Origin of the sequence: Thioalkalicoccus limnaeus, assembly GCF_041197575.1 — a bacterium.
Classification (GTDB): domain Bacteria; phylum Pseudomonadota; class Gammaproteobacteria; order Chromatiales; family Chromatiaceae; genus Thioalkalicoccus; species Thioalkalicoccus limnaeus.
The window spans coordinates 1-13,278 of record NZ_JBDKXB010000005.1; the positions used below are offsets into that span (position 1 = coordinate 1).

At 67.8% G+C, this 13,278-nt stretch carries 10 protein-coding genes and 1 tRNA gene; 5 read left to right on the forward strand and 6 right to left on the reverse strand.

Annotated elements, in window-relative coordinates; translation table 11 throughout:
- Positions 1 to 143 precede the first annotated feature (143 nt).
- A complete protein-coding gene (locus tag ABC977_RS05535; RefSeq protein WP_369666254.1) occupies positions 144 to 692 on the reverse strand; it encodes a redoxin domain-containing protein in 549 nt (182 codons plus the stop codon).
- On the reverse strand, positions 692 to 1,288 hold the full coding sequence (locus ABC977_RS05540) for a protoglobin domain-containing protein (protein ID WP_369666255.1): 597 nt from the start codon (positions 1,286 to 1,288) through the stop codon (positions 692 to 694). The genes ABC977_RS05535 and ABC977_RS05540 overlap by 1 nt, the downstream gene beginning before the upstream one ends.
- A 117-nt stretch (positions 1,289 to 1,405) precedes the next feature.
- Between ABC977_RS05540 and ABC977_RS05545 the strand changes: the two genes are divergently transcribed.
- Positions 1,406 to 1,789, forward strand: coding sequence for a winged helix-turn-helix transcriptional regulator (locus tag ABC977_RS05545; RefSeq protein WP_369666256.1), 384 nt, complete (start codon positions 1,406 to 1,408; stop codon positions 1,787 to 1,789).
- Positions 1,790 to 2,027: 238 nt separating this feature from the next.
- Here the strand turns inward: ABC977_RS05545 and ABC977_RS05550 are convergent, their stop codons facing one another.
- Complete coding sequence (locus tag ABC977_RS05550) at positions 2,028 to 3,590, reverse strand: GTPase family protein (protein ID WP_369666257.1); 1,563 nt, start codon at positions 3,588 to 3,590, stop codon at positions 2,028 to 2,030.
- The gene (locus ABC977_RS05555) at positions 3,587 to 4,816 is read right to left on the reverse strand and encodes a YcjF family protein (RefSeq protein WP_369666258.1); all 1,230 of its coding nucleotides are present in this window, start codon (positions 4,814 to 4,816) and stop codon (positions 3,587 to 3,589) included. Before ABC977_RS05555 ends, ABC977_RS05550 begins: the two co-directional genes overlap by 4 nt.
- Positions 4,817 to 5,070: 254 nt before the next feature.
- Here ABC977_RS05555 and ABC977_RS05560 point away from each other — a divergent pair, with 254 nt between their 5' ends.
- Complete coding sequence (locus ABC977_RS05560) at positions 5,071 to 6,597, forward strand: alpha/beta hydrolase (protein WP_369666259.1); 1,527 nt, start codon at positions 5,071 to 5,073, stop codon at positions 6,595 to 6,597.
- A gap of 93 nt (positions 6,598 to 6,690) precedes the next feature.
- On the opposite strand, the gene ABC977_RS05565 is transcribed toward ABC977_RS05560, so the two are convergent.
- A complete protein-coding gene (locus ABC977_RS05565) occupies positions 6,691 to 7,110 on the reverse strand; it encodes a hypothetical protein (protein ID WP_369666260.1) in 420 nt (139 codons plus the stop codon).
- A gap of 166 nt (positions 7,111 to 7,276) precedes the next feature.
- Here ABC977_RS05565 and ABC977_RS05570 point away from each other — a divergent pair.
- Together ABC977_RS05570 and ABC977_RS05575 are read left to right on the forward strand one after the other, a co-directional pair.
- Positions 7,277 to 7,353, forward strand: a tRNA-Met gene (locus tag ABC977_RS05570).
- A 224-nt stretch (positions 7,354 to 7,577) separates the two neighbouring features.
- A complete protein-coding gene (locus ABC977_RS05575) occupies positions 7,578 to 9,581 on the forward strand; it encodes a UvrD-helicase domain-containing protein (protein WP_369666261.1) in 2,004 nt (667 codons plus the stop codon).
- A 15-nt stretch (positions 9,582 to 9,596) separates the two neighbouring features.
- On the opposite strand, the gene uvrA is transcribed toward ABC977_RS05575, so the two are convergent.
- A complete protein-coding gene (uvrA, locus tag ABC977_RS05580) occupies positions 9,597 to 12,428 on the reverse strand; it encodes an excinuclease ABC subunit UvrA (protein WP_369666262.1) in 2,832 nt (943 codons plus the stop codon).
- 322 nt (positions 12,429 to 12,750) lie between these two features.
- Here uvrA and ABC977_RS05585 point away from each other — a divergent pair, with 322 nt between their 5' ends.
- Positions 12,751 to 13,278: a single-stranded DNA-binding protein gene (locus ABC977_RS05585; protein ID WP_369666263.1), complete on the forward strand. Its 528-nt coding sequence runs from the start codon at positions 12,751 to 12,753 to the stop codon at positions 13,276 to 13,278.

A 13,278-nucleotide genomic window follows, 5' to 3' on the forward strand; every position in this document is an offset into this window, starting at 1 on the left:
CATACTGCGAATACTTTTGCAACTATTAATACTATGAAATCAGAGAGCTGATGGCGCGCAGGATTTGCAGAGACCTCGGAATAGCGGAACCATAGACGATGACGGGAGCCGTCGATTCGTGAACGCACGCGGGCGCCCTTGCGCTACACGGCGCCGCGAGAACTGTCGGCGCAAGGGTCCGACACCGAGGCGGTCGTTGTGCCGGTGGCGTCGAACCTTCCGGGCGCTTCCGCCAACAATGTTCCGATCTCAGCGCCGAGCAGCAGGTCGTCATGCACGCCGAAGACCTGCCGGCGCAGCCGGCCTTGGGCGTCGATCAGAAGTGTCGTCGGCGTACCTTGCATCGCGTACGCACGCATCGTGCGGGGCATCGGGTCGCCATCTTGCCCCGGAGCGTCGACACCGACGGGGAACCGCACCCGGTACTCGTGCAGGAACGCCCGCAGCGACTCTAGTCCCATCGCCTCGTGGTGCTCGAATACCGTATGCAGTCCAACGACCGTCAAAGGTGCGCCCTTGAAGATCTCCGCAACACGCTGTGCCTGCGGAATGCCGTGCGCCACGCATCCGGGGCAGAGCATCTGGAAGGCGTGCAGAACCACGACCTGCCCCCGAAGGCGTTCCAGATCGAGGGGCTCTGGCGTGTTGAACCATGTCGTGGTCTGCCATTCATGGGCTGGTCTCGGCTTCATCAGAAGTCCCCGTCCTTCACGTACGGGTGGGTCCAAAGGGTCATCTGTAAGAGGCACGACTTGACCCACGCCAGATACATCTTCTCGACATCCTCGGCCGGGTGGCCCTTTTTCGCGAGGAACGGCTTGAGCGTGAAGGTGACCGGGACGACCAGCAAGAACAGGTCGCGGAACGGCACGATCTCCGTCGATGCGGCACCGTCGGTGCGGTTCTTCTTCGCGCGGTGGTGGCGGAGGCCGATCTCGTGCTGGTAGTCAAGCCACTTCTGGTCGTACTCGGCGCGGGCCGTATCCAGGATCCACTGGCCGAAGCGTTCGCGGACAGCGCCGAGGTAGTCACCGAGCGGCTCGCCGTCGCGTTTGCCCGTAAACGACGCGAGCAGGTGCGGGTTCGAGCCGACGAACCCGTACCAGACATCGAGGATGGCCTCGACGTGATCCTTCACGACATCGTGGGAAAGTCGCAGGTACTCGACATCCTCGTCCCCGAACAGGACACTCTTCTTCATCAGCTCGAAGTCGGCGAGTGTCACGGGGGACGGCGGAACGGCACTGGTTCCGTAGCTGTATCCGGGAATTGCGGTCGGTTCATTCATGGTTCGATCCTTCCATCTCGTCGGGTTCGAGGCGCCCGTTTGCACCTCGTTACCAGCAACTCTAAGGGCGATGGTGGGCTGTGTCAGGAAGGCACTTTTCGGTAAGGTAGTTACGATATGGTTCAGAACGACCCCTCAGAGCATGCGGACTGGGAGTCGAGCGACGAAAGCCTGATCCCCGTAGCCGGGATGGTCGAGAGCATCATCGGCTGCAAATGGTCGGTTCGACTCCTTCAACTGTGCGCCGAAGATCACCACCGGCCCAGCGTGTTTCTTCGATCCTGCCCTGGCCTGTCCTCGAAGGTAATGAACGAGCGGCTGCGCAAGATGACTCGCTTCGGAATCCTGAAGCGGACGGTCTTCGGTGAGAAGCCTCCTGTCGAGGTAGAGTATCGGCTGACTCCGCTCGGCCGGCGATTCATGCAGATCCTCGAGGAGGTACGCCGCCTTCAGGAGGCCATTGACCGTGGTGCGCTGTCAGAATCTGGCGACTCGGAATGAGCGTAGAATCGTTCAACAAGGCCAATTGCCGACCCGAAGAGCGCGCGCCCGACTCGCAGGTCTGTTCAAACGCGGTGCAAGCGCGCTTTCACGGGGGTGCGGCGCGGCCGTGAGGAATGGCAGGCCCTTCTCGAGCCCGCCGAGCGCAGTCGCCTGAGTAGGCTGGCGTTCTGCGCGGCGGAGGAATTCACTACCGCGAGCTCTTACCTGGGGGGCAAGCGCCGGCGGCGTTTCTCGATCAGTCTTGGCGGGTCTGCGATGCCTTGAAACGCGCCGGCAGCTTCATCAGGAGGCGGCCGGCGCCGATCATCTGGCGGCGCAGCAGGTCCCAGTTTTCGGCGCGGCGCCGGGCGTCGAGACAACGCAGCAGGCGCGTGCGAACGGCCTGGTCCTGCTGGTCGAGGATCGTGGCCCAGAGGCCGTCGTCGATGTTGTAGCGGCGCTCGTCGGTCAGGACCACGGGCACCACGCGCTCGAGCGGGATCGCAAGGTCGCTCGCGACGGCGGCGACCGCGGACTGGATGTTCGCGCCCTTTTGGTCGGTCGGTTCGCGCAGGTCGTAAGGCGGCTGCCAGTCGCGCGCCGGGCGCAATTGGTCGACATGGCTCAAGGCGACCAGCAGCGGCGGTGGACGGTGCTCCGGCCGCGCGGCCTGGGCCGCGCGCAGCTTCTCGAGCAGCGCGCGTTCGGCTTGGCGGTCGGGCCGGTGGGCCGGACTGACCCAGAGGATCAGATCGGCCGCCAGGGCCGCGTCGATCAGCGTCGCTTCGTCGACGCGGTTGCCATCGAGCCCCGGGGTGTCGATGACCAGCGCTTCGGTCAGGCCCTCGCGGACCAGCGGGTACCCGTAAAACTCCCGCGTCGTGTCGGCGAGGGTGTCGGCCGCGGCCACGGGCCGGTCGAGCAGGGCGTTGATGAGGCTGGATTTGCCGGCATTGGCGCGGCCGAGCACCAGGATCCGCAAGGGTTCGCGCGGCGCGGGGGTGGCCGCCGCGCGGGCGAGGTCGGCGCGGGTTTCGGCGCTCGGGGCCGCGGTCGGGTCCTCGGTCGTGAGTGGCAGCCGGCCGCTGTAGAGGTCGATCGCGTAGAAGCCGATCTTGCGTACCAGCGCGCGCAGGAACCAGCCCTGCAGCTCGGCCTGGGCGACCCCCGTGCCCTGCTCGCGGAGGCTGCGCCAGGTCTCGCTGATCAGCGCATCGACCGGATTGACGACCAGGCGACCGACGCGGTAGACACGGAAGGCCTGTTCCGCCGAGCCCTTCCAGCGCTGTATCCGGATCAGGTCGCCGAGGGTCAGCCGATGGCTGAACGGGATCTGCTCGGCGATGTCGCGGCGCAGGTCGCGGCAGGCCCGTTCGAGGATCAACAGCGTATGCGGGACCGTCAGTTCGAGCAGCGGCTGTTCGGCCTTCGGGTGGTAATGGCGCGCGACCCGTTCGAGCGTCAGGCGGCCGAGCTCGATCAGTCGCGGCCCCTCGGTGAGCGGCCAGTCTTGCCAGTCGAGGCCCTCGGCCAGCGCCTCGACGTCGCGCCAGACCACCTCGGCGCGCGGCGGCCAGTCGGGATCTGGCTCGGTGCTGGCCTCGGCCAGCAGCCGGCGATCACGCCGTTGCAGCCAATGTTGCAGCCCGTAGCCGGCCGCGCCGCACAGCAGTAATGCCGCGAGCCAGTAGTAAAGGCTGCCCGTCTGCCACAGCCACAGCATGCCGAGGCCGAACAGCGCGAGCGGCGGGGCGATCAGCAGGCCCAGCGCGAGCAGCCGCAGCGGGTCGATGTGTCGCAGCGCGTCCTTGGCCTTCATCGCTGGTTCGCCCGCGCGCGGTCCTGGATGACCCGGGCGCCACGCGCCAGCGCCTCGGCGTAGACCTGGCGCAGCCGCGTCGGGTCGACCTCGAGGCCGTCCTGGCGCCGGGCGAGGAAGTAGACCGCGGCCTTGCCCAGCGCATAAGTCGTGGCGCCGCCCGAGCCGGCCCCGACGACGGCCCCGACCGTTTGGCCCCAGACCGGGATCAGCTTGATCGCGCTGCGGCCGAACCAGTGCGCGAGCAGGCCCGTCGCGACGCCGGCGCCGAGCAGTCCGAGAAACTGCGCGGTCGTTCGGCGGTCCCAGGTCTGCCGGTACAGCGCCCCGAGCGCGTGGAGCAGCTTGGCCTGCACCGCGGCGACACCGACCAGGTCGACGATCGGCACCGCGCCGATGCCAGCCGCCGCCAAGGCGTGGCCGACGATCTGCAGATGAGCCGTGCGCGCATAGAGGTCGCGGACCCCGTCATCGCCGAGCAGTTGGGTCTTCAGGCCGAGCGGCGAGACCTGTTCGATCCCTTGCCAGAGGGCCTCCAGGCCGTAGTCGGCGGGTTCGTAGCCGTCGTCGGGTTGGGTCAGGTCGATCGCGACCCAGGATACCGGCGCCGAACCGGACAGTGCCGGCAGTGCACGGCGCTGCGCGATCAGCGCGCGGCGCAGGTCGGCCGGCACCCGGTCGGGCCAGGGCTCGGATGCGAACGGGTAGGGCACTGGATGGTCCGAGACCGGGGCGTAGAGTTCGTGCAGGCCCGTCTGCGCGATCAGCACCGGCCATTCCGGATGCCGCCGGCGCACCGCGCGCAGCACGTCGAACACCGCCTCCTGGCGCTGGTCGGCGACCTTCATCACCGCGAGCAGCAGATGGGCCTGGGCTTCGGCGAAGCGGATGTCTTCGTCCGGGTCGTAGGTGATCTCGCCAAGGCCGCGGGTGTCGAGAAAGCGCACCACCGGCATCTCGGCCGGAAAGTCATAGAGGCGGGCGTGGCGCGTGCAGGGTTGAAAGCCGCTGCCGATCTCGGCGCGGTCGCTGCCGGTCAGCGCGCGGATGATCGAGGTCTTGCCGGCCTGGGTCTTGCCGATCAGCCACAGGACCGGGATCGGCAACTTGGCCCGGGCGGCCGCGAGCGACGCGGCCAGATCGCGTTCGTCGACGCTCGGTTTCAGCAGAGCGGTGCGCAGTTGCCGCCATTGATCACGCCAGGCCTTACGTTCCCCGAACCTCACGTCTCGCTGCCCGCTATGCTTGCCCCCGGCTTGCCTGGCGCGAGGTTAGCAGCTTCGCGCGCTAGCCGTCGAGCCGGTCGGTCCCGATCCATGCCGGTGCGGTTGCCCGGGCTTCTGCCCCCGCGCGGCCTCGTGGACCACCCCGCATCCGTGCCTGTGTCGGCCGCGATCGGGCGGGGCGGCGCGGTACGGGGCCGTTCGCGGTTGCGATCCGCCGGCTTGGCCTCATCGCGCGACCGTGCTAGCGTTGCGACATGCGTCACCTGATCCTTGCCGTCATCGCCCTGATCCTGATCGCCGTCGGTCTGTGGCAGCTCGATCGGGACACGGTCGGCCTGACCGTGACGGCGGATCGGGTCGGTGCGATGCCGGTGACCCTGTATCAGCCGGCCGCGGCCGAGCCGGCACCGGTCGTGCTGATCGCGCATGGCTTCGCCGGCTCGCAGCAGCTGATGCAGTCCTTCGCGATCACGCTGGCGCGCAACGGCTATCTGGCCGTGACGCTCGATCTGCCCGGCCACGGCCGTCATTCGGAGCCCTTGCAGGGCGGTATCGCCGACCCCGAGCGCCGCTCGGAGACCCTGCGCGAGGCGCTGGTCCCGGCCATCGCCTGGGCGCGCGCGTTGCCGGGCGGTGACGGGCGGGTCGCGCTGCTCGGTCATTCGATGGCGACCGACGTGCTGGTGCGCCTCGCGAAGGTCGATCCCGACATCGCCGCGACGGTCGCGGTCTCGCCATTCTCGGATCAGGTCACGGCCGAACGCCCGCGCAACCTGCTCGTGATCTACGGCGCCACCGAGCCTAAGCATCTGCACGAGGTCGGCGAGCGGATCCTGGCGCGCACGACCGGTGGCCCGGTCGAGCTCGGCCGCCTCTATGGCGAGTTCGGTGACGGCACCGCGCGTCGCCTGGTCCATGCCGCCGGGGTCGAACACACCGGCGTGCTGTTCAGCGGCGAGAGCCTCGATGCGGCCCGCGATTGGCTCGACCGGGTCTTCGAGCGCGCCGGCCCCGGCGACATCACACCGCGCGCCTCCTGGTTGGGGCTGCTGTTCCTCGGGATCCTGCTGCTGGCGAGGCCCCTGTCCGAACTCCTGCCGCGCGTGGCCCCCGCCCCGCGCGGCGGCGCGCGTCCCTGGCGCCGCTTGTGGCCGGTGGTCGTGTTGCCGGCGGTCTTGACACCGCTGCTCTTGTGGCCGGTTCCAAGCGGTTATCTGCCGATCCTGCTCGGCGATTATCTGGCGCTGCATTTCGGCCTGTACGGGCTACTGACTGTGCTGCTGCTCTGGTGGACGCACCCGCGAACGCCGAGCGTCGAGCTCGACCGGGTCCCGGCGTCGACGAACTGGTGGCTGTTCGCGCTGGCGACCGTCGCGACCGCAGCCTATGTGACCTTCGCGATCGCGCTGCCGGCGGATGGTTTCCTGACCTCCTATCTGCCCGGCCCGGAGCGTGCCCCTTTGATCCTGGCCGTGTTTGTCGGCACGCTGGCCTTCTTCGCCGCCGACGAGTGGGCCACGCGCGGCCCGCACGCGCCGCGTGGGGCCTACCTGGCGACCAAGGTCCTGTTCCTGACCTCGCTCGCGGCGGCCGTGCTGCTGAACGCGACCAAGCTGTTCTTCCTCGCGATCATCCTGCCGGCAATGCTGATCTTCTTCGTGATCTACGGGTTGTTCAGCCGCTGGGCCTACCGCCGGACGAACCATCCGCTGGTCGGCGGCCTGGCCAATGCGCTGGCTTTCGCGTGGGCCATCGCCGCGAGCTTCCCGCTCGTCGGCTGATCGGGATCCTCGGGACGGATTCAAGAACAAGCGCTACAACTCGGCCTTCGTTGCCGTGTTACGCGGCGCTGACCCGATCTCCGAGCCGGCCGGTCACTCGAACACCGGCAACGCGGAATCGAGCCACCAGGCCTTCGTGGCCTCGTCGTACCGCCAGATCTGGTGGTCGGTCACCGTGCGCACCCGCTGCACGTCCTGGTGCAGATAGCTGATCAACACGCTCTGGTTGGCCGTGACCGCGTCGCTCATCGCCAAGGGTCGGGCGACCTCGTAGCCGACGACACGCACCCCATTGCCCCAGTTCGCATCGAAGCCCTGAGCGCGGCGCTCGGGATGCAGGTAGCCCTGTGCGGTCTCGAAATAGCCCCAGCGCAACGCGGTGGCGTAGGCCTGCGTCGAGGCCTCGATCGCCATCGCCTTCTTGTCCTGTTCGATCTTGGCGCAGCCGCTGAACAGGATAACGAGGGCCAGAAACAGGGTCGCGAGCGGCTTGACCATGGCTTGTCCAAACATGGCTCTTCCAAATGGAAACGGGGATCGGCCGATGATACAGGAGCGACGGTCCCGGCGAGACAGGCCGCGTGCCGCCGGGATGGGCGCTGGCGCGCGGTGCTGATACGAGTGTCGAAACATGGTGGTTGCGCCAAGGCCGATTCCTTGCTACTATTCCTTTCTCTGATGCGGGGTGGAGCAGTCAGGCAGCTCGTCGGGCTCATAACCCGAAGGTCGTAGGTTCAAATCCTGCCCCCGCTACCAATTTCGAGTCACATCAAACCCGCGTCCGGCCCTGGCGCGGGTTTTTTGTTTTGGCCCTGGGGTACGGAATCGCCCCCTCGCCTCCGTTCCTCCTCTTCATGGGTCGCCTGATGGCGCATATGCTGTGAGGGTTCAAGGCCCCCGATGCCGTCGCGACCGTTATAATCGCCCCTCCCCGATCCGTCCGTGCGCCGGCACGCCGCGACCAGTCATCCCCGATCTGCATGCGCGACCTCAATCCTCGTCAACGTGAAGCCGTGCGCCATACGACTGGCCCCTTGCTGGTGCTGGCCGGGGCCGGGTCGGGCAAGACGCGCGTGATCAGCCACAAGATCGCGCACCTGATCGGTACCGTCGGGTTGGCGCCGCGCCATCTGTGCGCGGTGACCTTCACGAACAAGGCGGCACGCGAGATGCGCGAGCGGGTGGCGGGGCAGCTGCGCGGTCGCGAGGCGCGCGGGCTCACGATCTCGACCTTCCACACGCTCGGGCTCGGGATCTTGCGCCGCGAGGTCGAGCGCGCCGGCCTGCGGCCGGGCTTCTCGCTGTTCGATGCGCAGGACGCCGAGGCCCTGATCAAGGAGCATCTGGCCAAGGTTCGGCTCGCCGACGGCACCACGCCGGCCATCGTGCAGGCACGCATCTCGCATTGGAAGAACGCACTCGTCGGCCCGGAACAGGTGCTGAGTCAGGCCGAGGACGACTACGAGGCGATGCTCGCGCGGCTCTACGAACGCTACGAGCGGAGCCTGCGCGCCTATAACGCGGTCGATTTCGACGACCTGATCGGGCGGCCGGTGCGACTGCTCGCCGACCTGCCCGAGGTCCGCGAGACCTGGCAAGGGCGCATCCGCTATCTGCTGGTCGACGAGTACCAGGACACCAACGGCGCCCAGTACGAGCTGGTCCGTCTGCTGGTCGGGCCGCGCGGCGCCTTGACCGCGGTCGGCGATGACGATCAGTCGATCTATGCCTGGCGCGGTGCCCGCCCGGAGAATCTGACCCGGCTGAAGGACGACTACCCGAACCTCGAGGTCATCATGCTGGAGCAGAACTACCGCTCCAGCGGCCGCATCCTGTCGCTCGCCAACGGGTTGATCGCGCACAACCCGCACATCTTCGCAAAGCGCCTCTGGAGCGAGCATGGCCCTGGTGAACCGGCCCGGGTCGTCACCTGCCGCGACGAGATCCACGAGGCCGAGCGGGTCGTCGGCGAGATCCTGCACCGCCACTTCGGCCAGGGCGTGCCGTTCGGCGCCTGCGCCATCCTGTACCGCGGCAACCATCAGGCGCGTCCGTTCGAGAAGGCCCTGCGCGAGCACAAGGTCCCTTACTTTCTCAGCGGCGGGACTTCCTTCTTCGCCCGTGCCGAGGTCAAGGACACGATGGCCTACCTGCGGCTGCTGGCCAATCCCGATGACGATGCCGCCTTCCTGCGCATCGTCAACACACCGCGTCGCGAGATCGGGCCGACGACGCTCGAGCGGCTCGCCGACTATGCCGCGGGCCGCGGCGTCGGTCTGCTGCGTGCTTGCTCCGAGCTCGGTCTCGCCGAGCATCTCGGCGAGCGCCCGCGGCAGCGCCTGTGCGACTTCGCCGGATGGATCCAGGGCTTCGCCCACCGCGCCGAGACGGCGCCGGTCGCCACGGTCCGCGAGCTGATCGAGGCCATGCGTTATGCCGACTGGCTGCGCGAGAGCGCCTCCAGCCCGCAGGTCGCCGAGCGGCGGATGGAAAACGTCACCGACCTCCTCGAGTGGCTCGATGCGCTCAACAAGGGTGAACTGCAGGAGAAGACCCTCGGCGAGATGGTCAGCCACCTGACGCTGATGGACGTGCTCGAGCGACGCGACGAGGAGCAGGGCGGCGATCGCGTCCACCTGATGACGCTGCACGCGGCCAAGGGTCTGGAGTTTCCGCACGTGTTCCTGGTCGGGCTCGAGGAGGAGCTGTTGCCGCACCGCAGCGCGATCGAAGAGGACAGCATCGAGGAGGAGCGGCGCCTCGCCTATGTCGGCATCACGCGCGCGCAGCAGACGCTGACCTTGACGCTCGCCCGCCGGCGGCGACGCTACGGGGAGTTCGTCGAGAGCGAGCCGAGCCGTTTCCTCGCCGAGCTGCCGGACGAGGCGCTGGAGTGGGACGAGCGCCGCGAGGTCTCGCCCGACGAGCGCAAGAGCCGCGGCACTGCGCATCTTGCGAGCCTGCGCGGGCTGCTCGGGACCTGACCAGGCCCCGGCGGTCTACCAGCCGCGTTCGAGCAAGGGCTTCAGGAACCGGCCGGTGTGCGAGGCGGGGTCGGCCGCGATCTGCTCGGGGGTGCCGGCGGCGATGATGTCGCCACCCTTGTCCCCGCCCTCGGGGCCCAGGTCGAGGATCCAGTCGGCGGTCTTGATGACGTCGAGGTTGTGTTCGATGACGATCACGGTGTTGCCCTGGTCGCGCAGTCGGTGCAGGACCTCGAGCAGGTGTTTGACGTCGTGGAAATGAAGCCCCGTCGTCGGTTCGTCGAGGATGTAGAGGGTCCGGCCGGTGTCGCGCTTGCTGAGTTCGCGGCTCAGCTTGACGCGTTGGGCCTCGCCGCCGGAGAGCGTCGTCGCGCTCTGACCGAGGCGGATGTAGGACAGGCCGACGTCGGCGAGGGTTTGCAGCCGGCGGTGGATCACGGTGACCGGCGCGAAGAACAGGAGCGCCTCCTCGACGGTGAGGTTCAGGACCTCGTCGATCGTCTTGCCCTTGTAGCGGATCTCGAGCGTCTCGCGGTTGTAGCGGCGCCCGCCGCAGGCGTCGCACTGGACATAGATATCCGGCAGGAAATGCATCTCGACGCGGATCAGTCCGTCCCCTTTGCAGACCTCGCAGCGCCCGCCCTTGACGTTGAAGCTGAAGCGTCCGGCCGTGTAGCCACGCGCGCGGGCCTCGGGGACCGCCGCGAACAGGTCGCGGACCGTCGTGAAGAGTCCTGTGTAGGTCGCCGGGTTCGAACGCGGTGTGCGGCCGATCGGGCTCTGATCGATGTCGACGACCTTGTCGAAGTGCTCGAGACCCGCGATCGCGCGATGCGGCGCGGCGCGCAGGCTCGCGCCGTTGAACTCGCGGGCGGCGACCGGAAACAGGGTGTCGTTGATCAGCGTCGATTTGCCGGAGCCCGACACCCCGGTGACGCAGCACAGGGTGCCGACCGGGATCGCGGCGTCGACATCGCGCAGGTTGTTGCCGCGCGCCCCGAGGATCCGCAGCTCGCGGTCGGGATCCGGCGCCGTGCGGCTGGAGGGTACCGGGATGCGCAGGTCGCCGCGCAGGTAACGCCCGGTCAGCGATCGTGGGTTCGCGGCGATCTCGTCGGCGGTGCCCTGCGCGATGACCTCGCCGCCGTGGGCGCCGGCACCTGGCCCGAGGTCGACGACCAGGTCGGCGCGGCGGATCGCCTCTTCGTCGTGTTCGACGACGATCACGGTGTTGCCGAGGTCGCGCAGGTGGGTGAGGCTGCGCAGCAGCCGTTCGTTGTCGCGCTGATGCAGGCCGATCGAGGGTTCGTCGAGGATGTACATGACGCCGACCAGACCGGCGCCGATCTGGCTCGCGAGCCGGATGCGCTGCGCCTCGCCGCCGGACAGGGTCTCGGCGCTGCGGGCGAGCGTCAGGTAGTCGAGGCCGACATCGACGAGGAAGCGCAGCCGGGTCGCGATCTCCTTGATGATCTTGGCCCCGATCTCGCCGCGCACCCCGGGCAGCGTCAGGCCCTCGAAGAACGCGAGGCCTTCGCCGATCGGCTGGTGGGTCAGCTCGGGGAGGCTGAACCCGGACACGAAGACGTGCCGCGCGGCCCGATTCAGCCGCGTCCCGTCGCAGGCGGGGCAGGGTTGGTGCGAGATATAGCGGGCCAGCTCTTCGCGGACCGTGTTCGAGTCGGTCTCGCGATAGCGCCGCTCCATGTTGCGGATGATCCCTTCGAAGGGTCTCCGGCTCGTACTGCCGGGGCCCCGGTCGATCGCCGGCGCCAGCGCGATCCGTTCGGACCCGCTGCCGTACAGGATGACCTCGCGAACCCGGTCGGCGAGATCCTTCCAAGGCGTCTCGGGATCGAAGCCGTAGTGCTGTCCGAGGGCGCGGATCATCTGAAAATAATAGGCATTGCGCCGATCCCAGCCGCGGACCGCGCCGCCGGCCAGGCTGAGCTCCGGGTGCAAGAGGACCTTGGCCGGGTCGAAGAACTGCTCGACGCCGAGCCCATCGCAGGTCGGGCAGGCCCCGGCCGGGTTGTTGAACGAGAACAACCGCGGCTCGAGCTCGGGCAGGCTGTAGCCGCAGATGGGACAGGTGAAGGCCGCCGAGAAGGTCTGCGGTGGGCGCGTCGGCTCATCGAGCCAGGCGATCCGCACCAGCCCGCCGGACAGGCCGAGTGCCGTCTCGATCGATTCGGCCAGCCGTGGCCGCAGGTCGGCGCGCACGCGAAAACGGTCGATCACGACCTCGATATCGTGCTTGCGTTTGGCGTCGAGGTTTGGCGGATCGTCGAGCTCGTAAAGATCGCCATCGATGCGGGCGCGGATGAACCCTTGCGCGTGGAGCTCGGCGATCAGCCGCTGGTATTCGCCCTTGCGCGCCGAGACGACCGGCGCGAGCAGCATCAGCCGGGTGCCCTCGGGTTCGTCGAGCACCTGGTCGACCATCTGGTCGACGGTTTGCGCGGCGAGGGGCTCGTCGTGATCCGGACACCGCGGTTCACCGACACGCGCGAACAGCAGGCGCAGATAGTCGTAGATCTCGGTGATGGTGCCGACCGTCGAGCGCGGGTTGTGGGATGTGGTCTTCTGCTCGATCGCGATCGCCGGGGACAGGCCCTCGATGTGATCGAGGTCCGGTTTCTCCATCACCGATAGGAACTGGCGCGCGTAGGCCGACAGGGATTCGACATAGCGGCGCTGGCCTTCGGCGTAGATGGTGTCGAAGGCGAGCGACGATTTGCCGGAACCGGACAGCCCGGTCAGCACGATCAGCCGATCCCGCGGAAGGTCGAGATCGATGTTCTTCAGGTTGTGGGTGCGCGCGCCGCGCAGGCGAATGGTGTCCATCTCGGATCGTGGATTGCCAGGCCCGTGCCGGCGGCGGGTCTCAGACCAAACGGGTACTATAAGCAGCCGGTCGCCACCGACGCAAAGCCGATCGCGTGCGAGTGGACAGCGGCCGGCTCGATTCGTCACCATTGCGATCGTGCGGTTCGCGAACGACCGTCGCCGCCTGGCACCTTGGCGCACCAGGGGCATTGGTTGCATGAGCGGGCAAACCGCGCCGGTCGCGCAGGCGCCGAACGGCCGTGGGCAGGGTCATACCGGGCCAGTCGGCTTTCGTTTCACCACGGGTCAGCGAGGCCCGGCGGCAATGGAGAGTAAGGCTATGTCAAAAGGGAGCGTCAACAAGGTCATCCTGATCGGCAACCTCGGGGCCGACCCCGAGGTGCGTTACACCCAGGGCGGCAGCGCGGTCGCGAAACTGCGGATGGCGACCTCGGAGCAATGGCGTGATCGCAATACCGGCGAGACGCAGGAACGGACCGAGTGGCACCGGGTCGTGTTCTTCGGCAAACTGGCCGAGATCGTCCAGCAGTACCTGAAAAAAGGCTCGAAGATCTATGTCGAGGGGCGTTTGCAGACAAACAAATGGCAGGATCAGAGCGGTCAGGACCGCTATACGACCGAGATCATCGCCGACGTGATGCAGATGCTCGACAGCCGGGGCGCTGGCGGTTCTTCGTCGAATTTCGACGAGGGTGCGCCGATGGCGGGTGGCGGGCGTGCCGCCGGTGGTGTGTCGCAGGGCTCCTCCGGGTACGCGGGGGCATCGGGCCCGAGCGGTCAGCCGGCGGCGGGGTCGTCCGGGCCGAATCGCGGCTATGACGATTTCGATGATGAAGTGCCTTTCTGA